We start from the raw sequence: 16,468 nt of genomic DNA, 5'->3' as shown, positions 1-16,468 counted from the left end.
GTGGCTTGGATCGCTTCTACATAAAAGCAGCGATTTTCCTTAATCCGGCTATAAGGCAATGCGCTATCGAAAATGCGCTTGTTCAGGGCAGACGTGCGCTGCGCGCGTACATGACCGCTATATAGCGAAGAGACTATCGCCGCGATAGCCTGAGCCTATTTTCCCACATTGCGATTCGCTTCTAGGCCTTTAGTACCTACCAGCCCGTGAGGAAAATAATAATGAAAACCTGCAGAGTCCCCTGGCGCCTGGCCGTTGCACTCGGCGCCACCCTCGTCTTGCCATGCGTACATGGGGCCGACGGAGAAAAGCCATCCAGCTATAACCCGGTGAGAATCACCGAGCACTTCGACTCGATCATGCAGCGCATGAAAGAGGAAAAACCGGCCATCCGCGAAACCCACATGAGCCTGCTCGAGCAGCGCTACGACCTCAGCGACACGCCCGACGATGAGATCACCATGGCTCGCGGCAAGCCGATACAGACTGGCGTGCGGGTCAAGCTGGCAGACGGCAACTGGGAGGAACTGGCCAAGCTCAGCCCCGAGCAGATTCGCCAGCAGAAACGCTTTCCGGCCGGTTTCATGCCTCTGCCGCATCCCAACCATCCCGAAGGCGGCATGGTTTTCCCGCAGTTCCATATCGATGAGGTCAACGCAATAGAAGGCCGAGACCTCACCCGTTTCGATCTGGATTTCGATCTCCCGGATCATTTCCTGCCGGAGTTCCCGGCACCGATCTACCTCACTACTCGACCAGATTTGGGAGATGTATCCCAGGGCAAGCTGGTGAACATCCGCAACTACTTCGAGATGTTCAACGGAGTTCTCAATCCCAAACAGCTAGAAGGCCTGCGGCTGCTGGTCACGACCTTTCCGCAACAGCAATTCAACGCCACCGACGACCGTCGCAGCGAGCATCCGCACACGGGCGTCGCCTGCTTCGATTGCCATGCCAACGGTCACACCAACGCCTCCACTCACCTGGCGGGCGATGTTCGGCCACAGGAATTCCGCCACCGCATCGACACCCCGACCCTGCGCGGCGTGAACGTCCAGCAAATCTTCGGCTCGCAGCGGGCGCTGAAGACCGTGGAGGATTTCACCGAGTTCGAGCAGCGCGCGGCCTACTTCGACGGCGATATCGTTATGGCCGCAAAGAAAGGCGTGAACGTGCTCGAACGCGGCAGCCAGGTGCATTTCATGGGCGAGTTTCAGGCCCTGCTCGACTTCCCACCGGCACCTAAACTCAACGTCGAAGGCCGTCTCGATCCTGCCAAGGCCAGCGAGCAGGAACTGCGTGGCGAGCAGATATTTCATGGCAAGGGCGCCTGCGCCGGCTGTCATGTGCCGCCCTACTACACCGACCATCTGATGCATAACCTGCAGACCGAGCGATTTTACGAACCGCAGGAATACAACGGGGTAATGGCGGTGGGCGACGGACCGATCAAGACCTTCCCGCTGCGCGGCATCAAGGATTCGCCGCCGTACCTGCACGATGGGCGCCTGCTGACGCTGGAAGATACGGTGGAGTTTTTCAACCTGGTGCTGCAGCGCGGTCTGAACCAAGACGAGAAGGCCGATCTGGTGGCCTTTCTGCGCACCCTTTGAACACCAACCGATAAAACCGGTCTATGCGCCGGATAGCCGATGCAAGCACGCCAACCGGCGCAGCGCTTGGCACAATGGCGACCGCTGGCCAATCGAGGCCAGCGGTAGTGCATATCGAGGAGCCAGCATGAGCCAAGCCGACAAACCCAAGCCCCAATTGGACGACGCCGCCCTCGCCTTTGCCGAGCAGGTGTTCGACAGCACCCGTCAAGGAGACGCCGCGCGCCTCGCCGACCTCCTTGGCCGCGGTCTGCCACCGAATATCCGCAACCACAACGGCGACAGTCTGTTGATGCTCGCCGCCTACCATGGGCATCGTGATGCGGCGCGCGTGCTGCTGGAAAACGGAGCCGACCCTCAATTGCGCAACGACAAGGGCCAGACACCCTTGGCAGGAGCAGCCTTCAAAGGCGACCTGGCGATGATCAAGCTGTTACTCGAACATGGCGCTGACGTCGAGGGCGCATCGCCCGATGGCAAGACCGCCCTGATGATTGCCGCGATGTTCAACCGCACCGAGATCGTCGAGCACCTGATTGCCCAGGGCGCGAACCCTCAGGCTGCCGACAATAACGGCGCCACGCCACTCGCCGCCGCGGCGCTGATGGGTGCCGCCGATACCCACGCGCTGCTGAGCAAGATCGGCAGCTGACGACACGGGCATTCCTGCTCTCTACGGGTCGCCGGGAACGACGATCCGTGGCGCGCCGTTGAACCATCGCGCCGCCGTTCGATCTCTGTGTTCTGAATCGATCATCGGCGGCCCTCCCCTTCCGGGCGCCTTATCGGGATAATCCCGCGCTTTTCCAATACCATCCGAGGCCAACCATGACGGCGCACGCCAATCCGTCGACGCAGCGCTTTTCGCCGCGCGCCATCCTGTTGATCGAACTAGCACTGGCCATGGGCGGATTCGCCATCGGCACCGGCGAGTTCGCCATCATGGGGTTGATGCCTAACGTCGCGCTGGGCCTAGGCATCAGCGAGCCGCAGGTAGGGCATGTGATCAGCACCTATGCGCTGGGCGTGGTGGTCGGGGCGCCGTTGCTGGCGATTCTCGGCGCGCGGCTGTTTCGCCGGCATTTGCTGCTGTTGCTGATGGGCTTCTTCGCCTTAGGCAATTTCGCCAGCGCCATGGCGCCGGACTATCACTCACTGATGCTGTTCCGCTTCATTGCCGGTCTGCCTCATGGGGCCTACTTCGGCGTGGCGATGCTGGTGGCCGCCTCGATGGTGGCGCCGGATCAGCGCGCCAAGGCGGTCAGCCGTGTACTGGCCGGGCTGACCATCGCCATGCTGATCGGCAACCCCATCGCCACCTGGCTCGGACAATGGCTCAGCTGGCGCTGGGCATTCGGGCTGGTGGGACTGATCGCACTGCTGACGGTGCTGCTGGTGGCGATATTCCTGCCGCTCGACCGCAACGAACCACGCACCAACCCGATGCGCGAGCTGCGTGACTTCAACCGCAAACAGGTCTGGCTGGCGCTGGCGATCAGCTCCGTCGGGTTTGCCGGGATGTTCTGTGTTTTCGCCTATCTGGCGCCGACGCTGCTGGAGGTCACCGGCGTCAGCGAAAGCTGGATTCCCGTAGGCCTGGCCGCCTTTGGCCTGGGCGGCATCATCGGCAACCTGTTTGGCGGCTGGCTGTTCGATCGGTTGCGCTTCAAGGCGATTCCCTTGTTGCTGCTCTGGAGCATCGCAGTGCTGCTGGTCTTCCCCTTCGCCGCGCACTCGCTATGGACCATCCTGCCGGCGGCCTTCGCGGTGGGCACCATGGTTTCTCTGTCGCCAGCGCTGCAGACGCATCTGATGGACGTCGCCGCCGATGCGCAAACGCTCGCGGCGGCCTCCAACCATGCCGCATTCAATATCGCCAACGCACTCGGTCCCTGGCTTGGCGGGTTGGCCATCAGCGCTGGTCTCGGCTGGACCTCGACTGGCTACATCGGCGCGGCGACCGGAGCGGCCGGTTTGCTGGTGTTCTGGTGGGCCTGGACGGCACGGAACGAACCCGCGCATGGCGCTAGCGTTGCGGCGGCCTGTGACTGAGCAGCCAAGCTGGCAAGACGATCAACCCGAACGGCGCCGTAATCTACGGTAAAGACTTCTTCTCACCCACCGCTTGCGTAGCCGGCAGACCGCACGCTCAATGCCGGCTCAGCAGGAGGAACCTGAGCCGTCATGTCGAAATTCCCGTTGTTTCGCACCCGAACCCGAATGTTCGCCTCGTTGGTCATGGCAGCGCTGCTGGCCCTGCTGCCAGTCGGCTGTTCCATGCTCGAACAGAAGGAGCGCGAGCTAGTGTTTCGCATCGAGCCCGGCACCGCCAGCTGGTACCGCGGGTTGCCGAATGGCGTCGAGGAGCTGGAGCTGACCACGCCGGCGTTCGGTGACAGTCAGAACATCCACGCCTGGTGGTGGCCGGCGGCGCAGGCCGACGCGCCCGCAGTGCTCTATCTGCATGGCTCGCGCTGGAATCTCACCGGTCATCTGTTTCGCCTCGAGCAGCTTCGTGCGCTGGGCTTTTCGATACTGGCCATCGATTACCGCGGCTTCGGCCAAAGCCTCGGCGAGCTGCCGTCCGAAGCGAGTGTTTACCAGGATGCGCGCATCGCCTGGGATCACTTGAAAACGCTTCAGCCCGACGCTGACAAACGCCTGATCTATGGCCATTCGTTGGGCGGAGCGGTAGCCGTGGATCTGGCCGCCGAGCTTGGCCGCGAGGCCGAGCGTCGCGGCGAGGCGCCGGATGCGCGGGCGCTGATCATCGAGTCCACCTTTACCAACCTGGCCGACATCGCCACCGAAGTGGCCGACACGTCCTGGCCAATCCGCTGGCTCCTGTCGCAGAAATTCGATTCCATCGACAAGATCCACCAGGTCGGTATGCCTCTGCTGGTGGTGCACGGCACGGCCGATCAATACGTGCCGGCACGCTTCAGCGAAGCACTCTATGACGCCGCACGGCCGCCCAAACGCCTGTTGCTGATCGAAGGCGGCACCCACAACAACAGCATGCGGCTTGGGCGACAGGCCTATCGCAGCGCACTGGACGAACTGCTCGACGATCGTGGTAGTCAGCTAGGCGACGCACCGATGGACGAGAAAGACGCGGCGGGCTAAGCGCAGCATTATCGTCAATCGGGAGTCGGCGCGTTCTCTTCGATCAACCCGGCCTGCTTGGCTGCCGACCAGAACTCGCTCGGCACCTGGACGGACATGGAGGCAACGTTCTCGCGCACGTGCTCGGGCTTGCTGGCGCCGGGAATGATCGCCGAGACCACTGAAGGTGCATTGGCAAATTGCAACGCCGCAGTCCGAAGATCTACCTGATGCTCTTGGGCCAGCTGGCGATAGCGTTCTCGCTTCTGTTGAATCTCGGGCGGCACGTCCTGGCTGTAATTGAAATAGTCGTTACCGGCCAGATACCCGGAATTGAGCGGCGCTCCGGCGACTATCGAAACCCCTCGTTTTTCCGCCGCCGGAAACAGCTGATTCAGCGCATCCTTATGCTTGAGCAACGAATATTGAGTGGCTGAAAGAATGATGTCCGGGTCCGACCGTTCAATGGCGCCGAGCGCGGGCGGCAACGTATTGACCCCCATGCCCCAGGCCTTGATCAGTCCCTCTTCGCGCATTTTCACCAGCTCGGGCATCGCACCTTTGACCGCCACCTCGAAGTGCTCTTTCCAGCCCTCACCCATGTCGACGTTATCCGGCGACAGGTCGTGTATGAACACCACATCCAAGCTGGGCACGCCCATGCGCTGCAGACTGTCTTCAATGGAGCGACGGGTACCCGCCGCGGTGTAGTCATATTCGTAGTTGAAGTTGTTCACGCCCTTCCAGTTGTCGTGAGAATAGCCAGGCTCGGGCTTCAGCAGACGACCAATTTTGGTCGACAGTATGTAGGCGTCATGCTCGCGCGCCGAGAGCAGCATGGCGTGGCGCCGCTCGCTGAGCCCGAGGCCGTACCATGGCGAGGTGTCGTAGTAGCGAACCCCAAGTTTCCAAGCCTCCTGCAACAACATCAGCGCCTGCTGCTCGGACATTTCACGACGCATGTCACCCAGCCCGACCGCACCGCCGAGACCGAAGCGATACAAAGGCCGGTACCGCTCATGATTGCCGCTGTTCATCGGCAGGCTGTTGGCCGACTGGCTTGCCCCTGTGCTGTCGGTCCGCGTCTGGGCATGTGCCAGCATAGGCGACAAGGCGAGCCCAATTCCGCCTAGCGCAGCGGTCGAGATAAAGGAGCGACGGTGCATGCGAAACCTCCGTAGCGTTGATCGATAGACATCAAAAAGGGCGTCTGTCTAGCGACCCCAGGTTCCTGCGAGGGTTTCCCCTGAACCCTTTCATTCATCCGATTCAACAAGGCAGCTGCTTGGTCGGTTATCTATCTGTCCACCACGGGCTAAGCGAAAAGCTGCACATTCACGTGCATAAACGCAGGGAGCGCCAAGAGGTTGCATGAAGCAAAGAAATGATGCCCCACGCATCAACCGGGATCGGCAGCGCGGTTGGCAACCAGCTCGACCGTGGCAGGCGCTTCAGGCGCAAGGGCTTCGAACAGCGGCCAAGGATTGTGGCCCGTGCCGATCCATTCCAGCGTCGATTGCCAGAAGCCGTCGCGGTGGCGCTCACGAAACAGATCGAAGTGCCCGACCTTCTGCATGCCCAACGCCGCCGGGCTGAGCTGAACGTGCTGCCGGTGACTGTTGCGGTAGTAATCCAGGCCACGGCGAATGGCCGGCGGGGTTCCATATTCATCGTCACTCATGCTGACCGCGAGTATCGGCGCACGGATCGCCGCGAAGCGTTGCAGAACCTCGGCGCGCTCGTTCGGTGGATAGCTGGCCTCCAGCCGCGCCCGGCGAAACGCCCATTCCTGCGCGACACCGGCCGGCAGGTCTTCCAGCCAGCCCAGCCGCCGGCCTGGAAAATAACCGTACAGCGCGGTCACAGCTGGCATGAATAGATGCCATCTGGCGAACATCTGCCAGCGCTGCGCGGCAGCGTAATCACGCCAGTAGGCATACTGCGCGCCGACACTGAGAAAGCGGTCGACCTCGGTCGCGGCCCTGGCAAAGCCCGGCAGGAAGCCGCCGATGCTGTGCCCCACCGCCACTAACAAACCATCCGGGTCGCGCTGGCGCATCCAGCGCACGGCCGCATCGAAATCGTAATCGCCCCAGTCGCGCCAGCGGATACCTGCGCCGCGCAAGTTCGCCGGTCGTGAGCCGCCGATGCCACGGTAGTCATAAGTCAGCACTGTGTAGCCCTGCTCGCGCAGGAAGCCGGCGTACCGGGCGTAGTAGCGCGCCAGCACGCCGGTCGCGCTACTGACGATCACCGAACCGCGCGCCTCGCCCGGCGGCAGCCAGAGTTGCGCGGCGAGCTGATAACCATCGCGGCACGGCAAAAGGATGTGTTTGGGCATAGCTGATCGTCGTTCCGTGGGCCTCATGCAACCTTGCCCGCTTGGACGGATTTTGGCCAGCACAGCCGTAGAACCCGTTGGGATACCAACCGCCTTCACCGCACCGGACGCTGAGATAGTGATTCTGGTGGGCAAGCAAGGCGCTGCCCGCCCTACTCTTTGTGACGATGCCAGTTGGGTGGGCTAGTAGGGTGGGCCGGGCGGCGCTCCGCTTCAGCCCACCACAACGAGCGAAGCATGGCCGGAGCTTTTGGCAAATAATGCGGCTATAAAGGCTGTCGGGACGCCGACGAACGTCCGAATCCGGCAAACATCAAGGCCTGGCGAACCATCATGGAACTGGTGCCATCATCCGTTCTCTAAGTGGCCATCATCGCAGCAGCCAACGGTCACGTCAGGCGTGCTGTCGTTGCTACACTTCGCGCCCTGCCGTCTGCCAGTTCATGAGGCCACGAGACGGTTGTCACTCTCTTTCGATATCGAAAAAAAGGAAGCCATACGTATCCTGTTGGTTGAAGACGATCCCATTCTCGCGCTGATAGCCGCCTCAGCGTTGGAGGACGAAGGTCATCAGATCGTCGGTCCCGCCTATGACGATGAGCAAGCCATGGCCCTTGCCGAAACCCAGAGCGCCGACATTGCACTCGTCGATATCAACCTTGCCGGACATGATGAAGGCATATCGCTCGCCCGTAGCCTACTAAAGCGGCACGGTATCGCCTCGGTGTTCGTCAGTGGTCAGCTCGAGGCGGCGCGCAGTAACGCCGATGCCGCGCTAGGCTTGTTGCGTAAGCCGTACGAGCCAGGCGACCTGGCGCTTAGCGTAAGCATCGCGCAGGCGTTGCTCAATGGCCGGCCGGTGTTGCCGATACGCGTGCCGGCGTCACTGGAAATCTTTTCCCCTGGCCAAGCCAACGATTGTTAAGGACCCGGAACATGAACCAGACGGACAGCATTGGGAGCGGGCAGATCGATGGCATGGGCGAGCGCGAGTTTCGCGAACTTGCAGACAATGCCCCGGTCATGATCTGGCGTTCACGCACTGACAAACTCTGCGACTGGTTCAACAAACCTTGGCAGGATTTTACCGGCAAGACCCAAGAAGAACTGTTCGGCTATGGCTGGGCAGAAGACGTCCACCCGGACGATTTCGACCGCTGCGTGGCGACGTACACAGACGCCTTCGATGCTCGTGAACCCTTCACCATGCCCTACCGACTGCGCCGTAGCGATGGCGTTTACCGCTGGTTCCTGGATAACGGCGCGCCCTTCTTTCGCAACGGCGAGTTCGCCGGTTATTTCGGCAGTTGCATCGACATCACCGAGCAGCGCGACCTCGAAGAGCATCAGCGGGTATTGCTGGCCGAACTCAACCATCGGGTCAAAAACAACCTGCAGCTGATTATTTCCTTCCTGCAGCTATCCAAGAACCGCGCCCGCAGAGATGAAGCGAAGACCCTGCTACAGGGTGCGATCAGTCGCATTCACGGTGTCGGCGCGGTGCAGAACGAGCTGCACTAATACACCAGCGGTACGGTGGACCTCGCCGAGTACCTGCCCAATCTGGCACGCAACGTTTTGAGCATCGAGAGCGGCGAAAGCGCCACACTGGTGACCGAGGCACAGACCGTTAAGGTCCCGTTCCAGACCGCTTCCAACCTCGGTTTGATCGTCAATGAGCTGATGATCAATGCCATCAAGCACGGCGGAGTGGATCGCGTGTTTCTCACCGTCAGGCAGACCGGGCCGGGAATGGCTGAGATCTGCGTCGCCGATCAAGGCCGTGGTTTCAGCGAAGAAGCCCTCGCCGACGACGCCCCACGCGGTGGAGCCAAGGGTATGGAACTGATCGGTGCGCTGGCGCGAAGCTTCAGGGCGACCGTAACCCGGCGCAACCAGAACGGTGCCCAGGTCACCATCAGCTTTCCCTACTGAGCGCCGGACGTGGGACGACAGCGTAGCGGTCACTCAGTAAGGCAGTTGACCCAGGCACAGTCGCGATGGCCGCAACGTTCGCCAGTGTTGGCAGCAACGCGCTGCCAGCGCAGCAATCAATCAGCGCGCCCGGAGCCCGTTCAGTAACGCCTTGTGAAACACCTGCGGGGCTTCAACCTGCGGCGAATGACCGAGCTCGGGGAATGGGACCAGCGTGGCATCGGGGATAAGTGCGGCAGCCTGCCGACCCAGCTCCGGGTAATTGCCGAGGCGCTGCGCCACTTCCTCGGGCGCGCGGTTGGCGCCGGGCGCGGTGCGGTCCTTGCCACCAATGAGCAACAGCGTCGGCATGCTGAGCTTTTCGAACTCATGGATGACCGGCTGGGTGAAGAGCATTTCTGACGTCTGCGCCTGGTTCCAGGCGACGATCTCCTTGCCCTCCCCGGCATACATGCCCGCCAGCATGTTCACCCAACGGTCGTACTCGGGCTTCCAGTTGCCGTTGTAGTAGAACTTCTTTTGATAGGCCTTGATTTTGTCGAAGTCAGTTTTCAGCTCGCCCTGGTACAGCTGATCGATCGGCGCGTAAGGCACGCCCTCGGCCTGCCAGTCTTCCAGACCGATCGGATTGACCAGCACCAACTGCTCGACCATGTTCGGATAGTTCAGCGCAAACCGCGCCGCCAGCATGCCGCCCATGGAGTGGCCGATGACGGTGGCCCGATCCACGTCCAGTGATTGCAGCAGCGCCTGGGTGTTATGCGCCAGCTGAGCGAAGCTGAATTGATAGCCCTGCGGTTTGCTGGAGCTGCAGAAGCCGATCTGGTCCGGCGCGATGACCCGGTAGCCATTTTGGGAAAGGACCGCGATGGTCTCCTGCCAGGTCGCGGCGCAGAAATTCTTGCCATGCAACAGCACAACGGTGCGGCCATTGGCCTTTCCCTCGGGCTCGACATCCATATAGGCCATGGACAGCGCCTTCTCCTGCGATGAGAACTCGTAGCGCTCGATGGGATGCGGATAGCTGAAGCCTTCCAGCTGCGGTCCATAGGCCGGTCGTTGTTCGGCATGCAGCGAGGGGACCAGCGCGAGGCCGGCGGCACACATCAACGAGGGTAGGACTTTCTTCACGCATCACTCCTTGTAGCGGCAGCGTGGCCGCGAGGTCATTGGGATAGTCGCTGGGAGCCGTAGCGACAGCAAAGCTGGACTGCAAAGGCTCAAGCACAACGGTTCTGCTAAATGGAGCGCAAAGCCGCGTAAGGGTTCGTCGAGGCTACAGAGCGATTATTTCACCATGTGAAACGCGGCAACCTGGACGTTTACCGCTTTGGCGAGGAGTTGCTATTTGACCTCGACCTGCTGGATGTCGAAGCCAATACGATTGTCGGCGCTGATACGAAAGTGCAGCGTCTCGCCAGTCTCGACCCGCGCCGCCTTTTCGCGCAGCAGATTGCCCTTGCCGCACAGGGTATCGTCCTCCGGATCGGACTCGATGCTGACAATGCGCATCCCCGCCGGAACCTGCAACCGCACCTGCTCGCCGACATGCACGCGCGCGGCGAGCTTGCGGTCCACCATCAGCGCCACATAGCATCCGCCCCCTCGCAGGCCGAAATCACGCGTCACCACCAGCTCACCGCCATTTGCGATGGGCGTCTGATAGCCGCGCAAGCGCTCTTGCGGCACCGGTTTGATGTCTTCCGGGTCAGCTTGCCAGGACGAACAGCCGGCCAGTGCCAGAAGGGGAACGAGGACAAGGAGCAAGCGCATACAGGTTTCTCCATATAAGCGAAGCGGTGATGGTATGACAGGTTTGCTCGCTCGCCGTGCGCAAAGATACTGCGATCGCTATCTAGCAGGCCGTTGGGTAGTTCTTTAACGGTCTGCTAGCGGGTCGATATCGGATGGCTGCTACCGGGATAAGGCCGCTCTTCCTCGATCCCTCCGTCTCGCCTGTAAACCTCGACCGAAGCGGTCTTGCCTGCCATGAGCGTGTCCAGTTCGCTCAGCATTTCATCCTTGGTCAGGGTACGCAGCAACGTTTCCTGGGATTGCGGATCGGTCAATTCCCAGCCCATCGGGGTCGGGTTCACGTGATATTTGTCCATGGAACGCTCCTGGTAGCGAGCGCAGATTCAGCTGCGCTCGGAGGATCGGGTCAGCCGCGGTCTTCGCCGCCATCGATTTCACTGTCGTCGAAGTCCGGGTCCTCGCCCGGCTCCTTCTCGCCGCTGTCGGTCATGGTGATGTCTGGTGATTCCTCGGTGGGCATCTCGTGCTCGGAGTGATCCTGGTGGTTCTGGTTCATGGCGACCTCGTTGTATGGCCCGATGGGTTCTATCGATTGGAGCCGTCCCAGCCGGAGGGCGTTCATCCGTGCGCTTGCCGGCGGTCGCTCATCACGCCGTGACAAAAAGAATCCGCCGCCCCGCTCAACTTGCGATTGCAGCCGCCCAAGGACTCCACCACACTCCCCGCAATCCCACCTGCACCGGAGCCGCTCCATGCCTGCCAACCATCAATACACGCGCGACAGCATTCTGGCCGACGCGAATGCCCTGAGCTGCACCATCTACCGCGCCCACGAATCGGACCCGGACGGCGAAGAGCAGGACATGGGCGACGCCCGTGTCATCATCACCGGCAACTTCGAACCGCCGGCCGAGTGGGATGCCAAGGAACGCGCCGACTATTTCGACGGCATGCCTGAAGACGCGTTCTTCACCGCCGTATTCGCCAGCGAAGCCGGTTCTGACTCCAAGGGCTACTTCACCGTCGAGGCGGACGATTACGCCGCGGTGACCGAGCAGGACGGTACGATTTCCATGTTCTATATCTGCGAGCGCCTGGCTGACGGCACCTACGTGCTGCTCCGCGAGGAAGATGACGAGGAATAAGCCGCTCCTTTCACCACGCGCAGCAAGCGGGCTCATCGAACCCGCTCCCGCCCAAACGGGTCTGTGCTGTATGGGCAGACCCGTCGGCCCTTCGGCCGGCACCGCCTCGTTTCATCATCGCCGCCACCAAGAGGAATCGCATGAGCCCTCTGCACCGCCGCTGGCAATCACCGGTCGCACGCATGAAGCTGGTCGCTGGCATGCTCCTGCTGCTCGCCGCCCTGCTCTACATCATCGCCACCGCCATGGAGCCACGTCATCCGGCCTGGGGCTATCTCGCCTCGTTCGCCGAAGCCGCGATGGTCGGCGCCATTGCCGACTGGTTCGCCGTCACCGCCCTGTTCCGCCATCCGCTCGGCCTGCCCATTCCGCACACAGCGATCATCCCGCGCAGCAAGGCACGCATCGGACAGAATCTGTCGACCTTCATCACCATCCATTTCCTGTCCACACCACTGGTACTGGCCAAGCTGGAAGCGCTGGATGTTGGCGGGCGCCTGGCCAATTGGCTGCGCCATCCAGACAACGCCGCTGCGGTCGGTCGGCAGCTCACCGGTATGACGCGTTTCGGCGTCGAGTCCCTGCATGACGAGCGTGTGCAGGCGTTCGTCCAGGCCAAGCTGATCAACCGTGTGCGCAAGATCGACCTCGCACCGGTATGCGGACAGGTGCTGGAAATGCTCACCCGCCAAGGCAAACACCAGGCGATGCTCGACGAGGGGCTGATCAAACTCGACGCGCTATTGCAGGACGACGATACCCGTGCGCTGGTGGCCGAGGCCATCACCGCCGAGGTTCGAACCTTGCGTTATCTGGGGTTAGGCAAGGCCCTAGGGGGCTGGTCGGCGAATAAGTTCGTCGACGGGGTTTCGGCCGTGATCGCTGAGGTCGCGGGCGATCCAGAACATCCACTGCGAGAGCGCTTCGACGAGCACGTCGGGGAATATATCGAGCGGCTCAAGCACGACCCGGGCTATCGGCTAGAGATCGAACGCCTTGTCGCTCAACTGCTGGAGCACCCCGCCACCACCGACTACATCCAGACCCTCTGGCAAGAGCTGACCGATTGGCTGGAGGCCGATCTGGAGAGCGCGGACTCACGCATCGGCACGCGTATCGTCAAGCTGACCCAAGGCCTAGGCGACTCGCTGGCAGCGGATGCCACCATGCGCAGCTGGATCAATGAGCAGTTGATGGCGGCCGCACCGGCAATGCTCGAGCGCTATCGCGGCAAGATCGGCCATTACATTGCCCAGCGCGTGGAGAACTGGGAAAGCCGCGAATTGGTCGAGCAGATGGAGCAGAGCGTTGGCAAGGACCTGCAATACATCCGCATCAACGGCACGCTGGTCGGTGGCTTGGTCGGGCTGGTGCTGCATGCGCTGACGCAGCTGGTGGCCGGCTAGGTAGGTTGAAGGATGGGTCGGGCGGTGCTCCGCCTTAGCCCACCAGCGAAGCTACCTGTGGTGGGCTGAAGCCCACCCTACGACATTGGTCACGCATTGAGACCCTGATGGCTGCTATCTCTCGATGGGCCGTAGGGTGGGCTTTAGCCCACCACAGAAGCGCCTCGGTCGTAGTGGTGTTAAGCGAAGACCCGCCCAGCCCACCCTACGCTCGCTGCGCCAACCGCTGCACCAGCCGCGCTTGCAACCTCTCCAGCGCCTCCGGTTCGGCCTTGCCCGCTGCATGGATGCCCAAGCCCTCGCCGGTGTATCGCGGAACGATATGCACGTGAATATGAAACACCGTCTGCCCCGCCGGCGCGCCATTGAACTGCGCCACCTGCACGCCATCGGGCTGCAATTCATCGACGATCACACGGGTGAGCTTCTGCACAACCGCCATCACTTTGCACAACGCCTCGGTATCCACATCGAGGATATTGCAGGCAGCGGAGCGCTTTGGAATCACCAACGTATGGCCAAAGGATTGCGGAAACAGATCGAGAAAGGCGAGCACGTCGTCATCCTCGTAGAGCTTGTAGCAAGGCGCATCGCCCCGAATGATCTGAGCAAAGATGTTCTGCGGGTCGTAGGGCGTGATCAGGGACACCGATTTTCTCCAGGACGAATGGGAAGGCAGACCATACCGGTCAGAAGTAGTAAACCGAATCGTGGCCGATGTCCGATAGCAAAGCCACGTCTACCTCGTGCCCAGAACAGCCAGAACTCGGATCACCTTGGTGCGCAAAGCGCATCCTACAAAAGCATCTGCACCCGCCAAGTCTGTAGGGTGCGCTCCGCGCACCGCGAGCTTTGAAATGAGTAGTGCGCCGCCGGAGCAGCACCGCCATTGCGCCTCGACAAAATCTGCGAGACGCCTAACGCAATTCCTCCGCCTTGGCGGCATAGTCATCGCTGTTGATTTCATGGGTGCGGAGCACGGCCTCCAGCTCCTGACGAATCTGCGGATGAGTGACATCCTGAAGCAGCGCCTCGAGTTTTCGAATCACCCATTTCTGGCCTCGGTCGACCAGCGCCAGGCGCTCGCCCAGATCGGCGATCGCCATGCATTTTTCGTAGAAGGCGCCGCGCTCGTGCCCCGGCTCGGCATCCAGCATCAGCAAGCAATCTCGCAATCGCCGGCAACTATCGGCTTCGCCACGATGCACCTGCGCCAGCACACTACGCTGCAGGTCTCCCTTGGCTTCCGCGAGGCTGGCATGGGCAACCTGTGCCCCGGCCCGCTCAGCGCTCAACAGCTCATCGAGCGCCTCGATCAGGCGCTCCCGCTCGATTCCTAACGATTCCACAGTCATCTTTTTCTTTTCCTTGTTCGGTGATCAGCCTGCAGCTGGCCGGAACCATGCTAGCCGCATGTCAACAGCGACCAACAATGAAAAATCCTGCCGCGACGGTGCAGTCTTTTTGCTTCGCCGCCGCTGGATTGCCCTTAAAGCAACCGAGGCCGGCCACATGATAAATAAAAATAAATGTATTTAACGTTCATTATTATTCCTTTGCCTAGACAAAACAGGAAGATCACACTGCCTGGCGTTCACCTTCAGCGCTCGCATGGCGCCAGGTACGACTCGCAACGAGGCCCCCGCAGAGGAAGCCCACGAGGCGTAAAGGCTGAACGAAACTCTTGCAAACCTCCTTGCGTGCATCTGGAAATTTCATGTCCCGAGTGATTCCTGCCGGCTCGTCTGGCGAAACCTACAACTACCGCATCGTCCGCCAGTTCACCTTGATGACCCTGATTTGGGGCATCCTCGGCATGGGCATGGGTGTGTTCATCGCGGCCCAACTAGTGTGGCCGCAACTGAATTTCGACCTTCCCTGGACCAGCTTTGGCCGCATCCGGCCGTTGCACACCAATCTGGTGATCTTCGCGTTCGGTGGCAACGCGCTGTTTGCCACGTCCCTGTACGTCGTGCAGCGCACCAGCCGGGTGCGCGTGATTTCCGACGGCGTGGCGAGCTTCGTGTTCTGGGGCTGGCAGACGGCGATCGTGGCGATGCTGATCAGCTATCCTCTGGGCTACACCACCTCCAAGGAATACGCGGAGATGGAATGGCCCATCGCCTTGCTGGTCACCTTCGTGTGGATCGCCTACACATGGCTGTTCTTCGGCACCATCGCCAAGCGCACGGTCAGCCATATCTACGTCGGCAACTGGTTCTACGGTGCGTTCATCATCGTCACGGCGATGGTACACATCGTCAATCACATGCTGGTGCCGGTGACACTGCTCAAGTCTTATCCGATCTATTCGGGCGCCACCGATGCCATGGTGCAGTGGTGGTATGGGCACAGCGTGGTGGGCTTCATTCTCTCGGTGGGTTTCCTCGGGATGATGTATTACTTCGTGCCGAAACAGGCGGAGCGACCGATCTATTCCTACCGGCTGTCCATCGTGCATTTCTGGGCGATCATCAGCCTGTACATCTGGGCCGGCCCGCACCACCTGCACTACACCGCACTGCCAGATTGGGCGCAAAGCCTGGGCATGGTGATGTCGATCATCCTGCTCGCGCCGAGCTGGGGCGGCATGATCAACGGCATGATGACCCTGTCGGGCGCCTGGCATAAGCTGCGCACCGACCCGATCCTGCGCTTCCTGGTGGTGTCTCTGGCCTTCTACGGCATGTCGACCTTCGAAGGTCCGATGATGGCCATCAAGACCGTCAACGCGTTGTCCCACTACACCGACTGGACCATCGGCCATGTGCATGCCGGCGCCCTCGGCTGGGTGGCGATGATCAGCATCGGCACGCTGTACCACATGATCCCCAAACTCTGGGGACGCGAGCAGATGCACAGCGTCGGCCTGATCAATGCCCATTTCTGGCTGAGCACCATCGGCACCGTGCTCTACATTGCCTCGATGTGGGTCAACGGCATCACCCAGGGTCTGATGTGGCGTGCGATCAACGAAGACGGCACCCTCACCTACTCCTTCGTCGAAGCCCTGGAAGCCAGCCATCCCGGCTACGTGGTACGCATGATTGGCGGCGGGCTGTTCGCCTTCGGCATGCTGCTGATGGCCTACAACACCTGGCGCACCGTGCGTGCTGGCGACAATGCCGTTCAGGCGCCGATTCCCCATCTGGTCACGGCGGGGTAAAC

The 16,468-nt window shown here is 61.3% G+C and carries 18 protein-coding genes; 10 read left to right on the top strand and 8 right to left on the bottom strand.

The annotated features are described in order from the left end of the window. The first annotated feature begins 221 nt into the window (after positions 1 to 221). From NA647_RS09765 to NA647_RS09750, 4 genes are all read left to right on the top strand, one after another. Positions 222 to 1,613, top strand: coding sequence for a cytochrome B6 (locus NA647_RS09765; protein ID WP_256057506.1), 1,392 nt, complete (start codon positions 222 to 224; stop codon positions 1,611 to 1,613). A 127-nt stretch (positions 1,614 to 1,740) separates the two neighbouring features. Continuing rightward, entirely contained in the window at positions 1,741 to 2,265 is a 525-nt protein-coding gene (locus tag NA647_RS09760) for an ankyrin repeat domain-containing protein (RefSeq protein WP_256057504.1), read from the top strand. Positions 2,266 to 2,441: 176 nt separating this feature from the next. After that, on the top strand, positions 2,442 to 3,665 hold the full coding sequence (locus NA647_RS09755; RefSeq protein WP_256057503.1) for an MFS transporter: 1,224 nt from the start codon (positions 2,442 to 2,444) through the stop codon (positions 3,663 to 3,665). Positions 3,666 to 3,797: 132 nt separating this feature from the next. Next, positions 3,798 to 4,739, top strand: a complete 942-nt coding sequence (locus tag NA647_RS09750) for an alpha/beta hydrolase (RefSeq protein WP_256057502.1) — start codon at positions 3,798 to 3,800, stop codon at positions 4,737 to 4,739. Between the two features lie 14 nt (positions 4,740 to 4,753). Here NA647_RS09750 and NA647_RS09745 read toward each other — a convergent pair whose 3' ends face one another. Beyond that, positions 4,754 to 5,884 (bottom strand): aldo/keto reductase, encoded by a 1,131-nt coding sequence (locus NA647_RS09745; protein WP_256057501.1) that lies wholly within the window; start codon positions 5,882 to 5,884, stop codon positions 4,754 to 4,756. Positions 5,885 to 6,117: 233 nt separating this feature from the next. After that, on the bottom strand, positions 6,118 to 7,059 hold the full coding sequence (locus NA647_RS09740; protein ID WP_256057500.1) for an alpha/beta fold hydrolase: 942 nt from the start codon (positions 7,057 to 7,059) through the stop codon (positions 6,118 to 6,120). Between the two features lie 460 nt (positions 7,060 to 7,519). Here NA647_RS09740 and NA647_RS09735 point away from each other — a divergent pair, with 460 nt between their 5' ends. The 3 genes from NA647_RS09735 to NA647_RS09725 are packed head-to-tail and all read left to right on the top strand — an operon-like array spanning position 7,520 to position 8,994. Then, positions 7,520 to 7,984 carry a response regulator gene (locus NA647_RS09735; protein WP_256057499.1) on the top strand — a complete coding sequence of 155 codons (465 nt, stop codon included), beginning with the start codon at positions 7,520 to 7,522 and terminating at the stop codon, positions 7,982 to 7,984. 11 nt (positions 7,985 to 7,995) lie between these two features. Further along, positions 7,996 to 8,580: a PAS domain S-box protein gene (locus NA647_RS09730; protein ID WP_256057498.1), complete on the top strand. Its 585-nt coding sequence runs from the start codon at positions 7,996 to 7,998 to the stop codon at positions 8,578 to 8,580. Between the two features lie 15 nt (positions 8,581 to 8,595). Next, entirely contained in the window at positions 8,596 to 8,994 is a 399-nt protein-coding gene (locus NA647_RS09725) for an ATP-binding protein (RefSeq protein WP_256057497.1), read from the top strand. 120 nt (positions 8,995 to 9,114) lie between these two features. Here the strand turns inward: NA647_RS09725 and NA647_RS09720 are convergent, their stop codons facing one another. The 4 genes from NA647_RS09720 to NA647_RS09705 all read right to left on the bottom strand — a co-directional run bounded on the left by NA647_RS09720 (position 9,115) and on the right by NA647_RS09705 (position 11,305). Further along, positions 9,115 to 10,101: an alpha/beta fold hydrolase gene (locus NA647_RS09720; RefSeq protein ID WP_272889631.1), complete on the bottom strand. Its 987-nt coding sequence runs from the start codon at positions 10,099 to 10,101 to the stop codon at positions 9,115 to 9,117. Between the two features lie 237 nt (positions 10,102 to 10,338). Next, positions 10,339 to 10,767 (bottom strand): 3-isopropylmalate dehydratase, encoded by a 429-nt coding sequence (locus NA647_RS09715; protein ID WP_256057495.1) that lies wholly within the window; start codon positions 10,765 to 10,767, stop codon positions 10,339 to 10,341. 116 nt (positions 10,768 to 10,883) lie between these two features. Next, positions 10,884 to 11,105 (bottom strand): hypothetical protein, encoded by a 222-nt coding sequence (locus tag NA647_RS09710; protein ID WP_256057494.1) that lies wholly within the window; start codon positions 11,103 to 11,105, stop codon positions 10,884 to 10,886. 50 nt (positions 11,106 to 11,155) lie between these two features. Further along, positions 11,156 to 11,305, bottom strand: a complete 150-nt coding sequence (locus tag NA647_RS09705; protein ID WP_256057493.1) for a hypothetical protein — start codon at positions 11,303 to 11,305, stop codon at positions 11,156 to 11,158. 196 nt (positions 11,306 to 11,501) lie between these two features. Between NA647_RS09705 and NA647_RS09700 the strand changes: the two genes are divergently transcribed. Together NA647_RS09700 and NA647_RS09695 are read left to right on the top strand one after the other, a co-directional pair. Continuing rightward, on the top strand, positions 11,502 to 11,894 hold the full coding sequence (locus tag NA647_RS09700) for a hypothetical protein (protein ID WP_256057492.1): 393 nt from the start codon (positions 11,502 to 11,504) through the stop codon (positions 11,892 to 11,894). Positions 11,895 to 12,034: 140 nt separating this feature from the next. Beyond that, a complete protein-coding gene (locus NA647_RS09695; RefSeq protein WP_256057490.1) occupies positions 12,035 to 13,300 on the top strand; it encodes a DUF445 domain-containing protein in 1,266 nt (421 codons plus the stop codon). 205 nt (positions 13,301 to 13,505) lie between these two features. On the opposite strand, the gene NA647_RS09690 is transcribed toward NA647_RS09695, so the two are convergent. Both NA647_RS09690 and NA647_RS09685 read right to left on the bottom strand, forming a co-directional pair. Further along, complete coding sequence (locus tag NA647_RS09690) at positions 13,506 to 13,949, bottom strand: HIT family protein (protein WP_256057489.1); 444 nt, start codon at positions 13,947 to 13,949, stop codon at positions 13,506 to 13,508. Between the two features lie 268 nt (positions 13,950 to 14,217). After that, positions 14,218 to 14,655 carry a DUF6306 domain-containing protein gene (locus tag NA647_RS09685; RefSeq protein ID WP_256057488.1) on the bottom strand — a complete coding sequence of 146 codons (438 nt, stop codon included), beginning with the start codon at positions 14,653 to 14,655 and terminating at the stop codon, positions 14,218 to 14,220. 362 nt (positions 14,656 to 15,017) lie between these two features. Between NA647_RS09685 and ccoN the strand changes: the two genes are divergently transcribed. Further along, entirely contained in the window at positions 15,018 to 16,466 is a 1,449-nt protein-coding gene (gene ccoN / locus NA647_RS09680; protein ID WP_256057487.1) for a cytochrome-c oxidase, cbb3-type subunit I, read from the top strand. The last annotated feature ends 2 nt before the right edge of the window (positions 16,467 to 16,468 follow it).

The sequence above is a fragment of the Stutzerimonas stutzeri genome, assembly GCF_024448985.1.
In the GTDB taxonomy this organism is placed as follows: Bacteria; Pseudomonadota; Gammaproteobacteria; order Pseudomonadales; family Pseudomonadaceae; genus Stutzerimonas; species Stutzerimonas stutzeri_AP.
This window is presented reverse-complemented; position numbering and strand designations above follow the sequence as displayed.

Excerpts from the sequence above, each read along its gene's own strand:
- NA647_RS09765 (WP_256057506.1), top strand. The coding sequence starts at position 222 with ATGAAAACCTGCAGAGTCCCCTGGCGCCTGGCCGTTGCACTCGGCGCC.
- NA647_RS09760 (WP_256057504.1), top strand. The coding sequence starts at position 1,741 with ATGAGCCAAGCCGACAAACCCAAGCCCCAATTGGACGACGCCGCCCTC.
- NA647_RS09755 (WP_256057503.1), top strand. The coding sequence starts at position 2,442 with ATGACGGCGCACGCCAATCCGTCGACGCAGCGCTTTTCGCCGCGCGCC.
- NA647_RS09750 (WP_256057502.1), top strand. The coding sequence starts at position 3,798 with ATGTCGAAATTCCCGTTGTTTCGCACCCGAACCCGAATGTTCGCCTCG.
- NA647_RS09745 (WP_256057501.1), bottom strand. The coding sequence starts at position 5,884 with ATGCACCGTCGCTCCTTTATCTCGACCGCTGCGCTAGGCGGAATTGGG.
- NA647_RS09740 (WP_256057500.1), bottom strand. The coding sequence starts at position 7,059 with ATGCCCAAACACATCCTTTTGCCGTGCCGCGATGGTTATCAGCTCGCC.
- NA647_RS09730 (WP_256057498.1), top strand. The coding sequence starts at position 7,996 with ATGAACCAGACGGACAGCATTGGGAGCGGGCAGATCGATGGCATGGGC.
- NA647_RS09720 (WP_272889631.1), bottom strand. The coding sequence starts at position 10,101 with ATGTGTGCCGCCGGCCTCGCGCTGGTCCCCTCGCTGCATGCCGAACAA.
- NA647_RS09715 (WP_256057495.1), bottom strand. The coding sequence starts at position 10,767 with ATGCGCTTGCTCCTTGTCCTCGTTCCCCTTCTGGCACTGGCCGGCTGT.
- NA647_RS09710 (WP_256057494.1), bottom strand. The coding sequence starts at position 11,105 with ATGGACAAATATCACGTGAACCCGACCCCGATGGGCTGGGAATTGACC.
- NA647_RS09705 (WP_256057493.1), bottom strand. The coding sequence starts at position 11,305 with ATGAACCAGAACCACCAGGATCACTCCGAGCACGAGATGCCCACCGAG.
- NA647_RS09700 (WP_256057492.1), top strand. The coding sequence starts at position 11,502 with ATGCCTGCCAACCATCAATACACGCGCGACAGCATTCTGGCCGACGCG.
- NA647_RS09695 (WP_256057490.1), top strand. The coding sequence starts at position 12,035 with ATGAGCCCTCTGCACCGCCGCTGGCAATCACCGGTCGCACGCATGAAG.
- NA647_RS09685 (WP_256057488.1), bottom strand. The coding sequence starts at position 14,655 with ATGACTGTGGAATCGTTAGGAATCGAGCGGGAGCGCCTGATCGAGGCG.
- ccoN (WP_256057487.1), top strand. The coding sequence starts at position 15,018 with ATGTCCCGAGTGATTCCTGCCGGCTCGTCTGGCGAAACCTACAACTAC.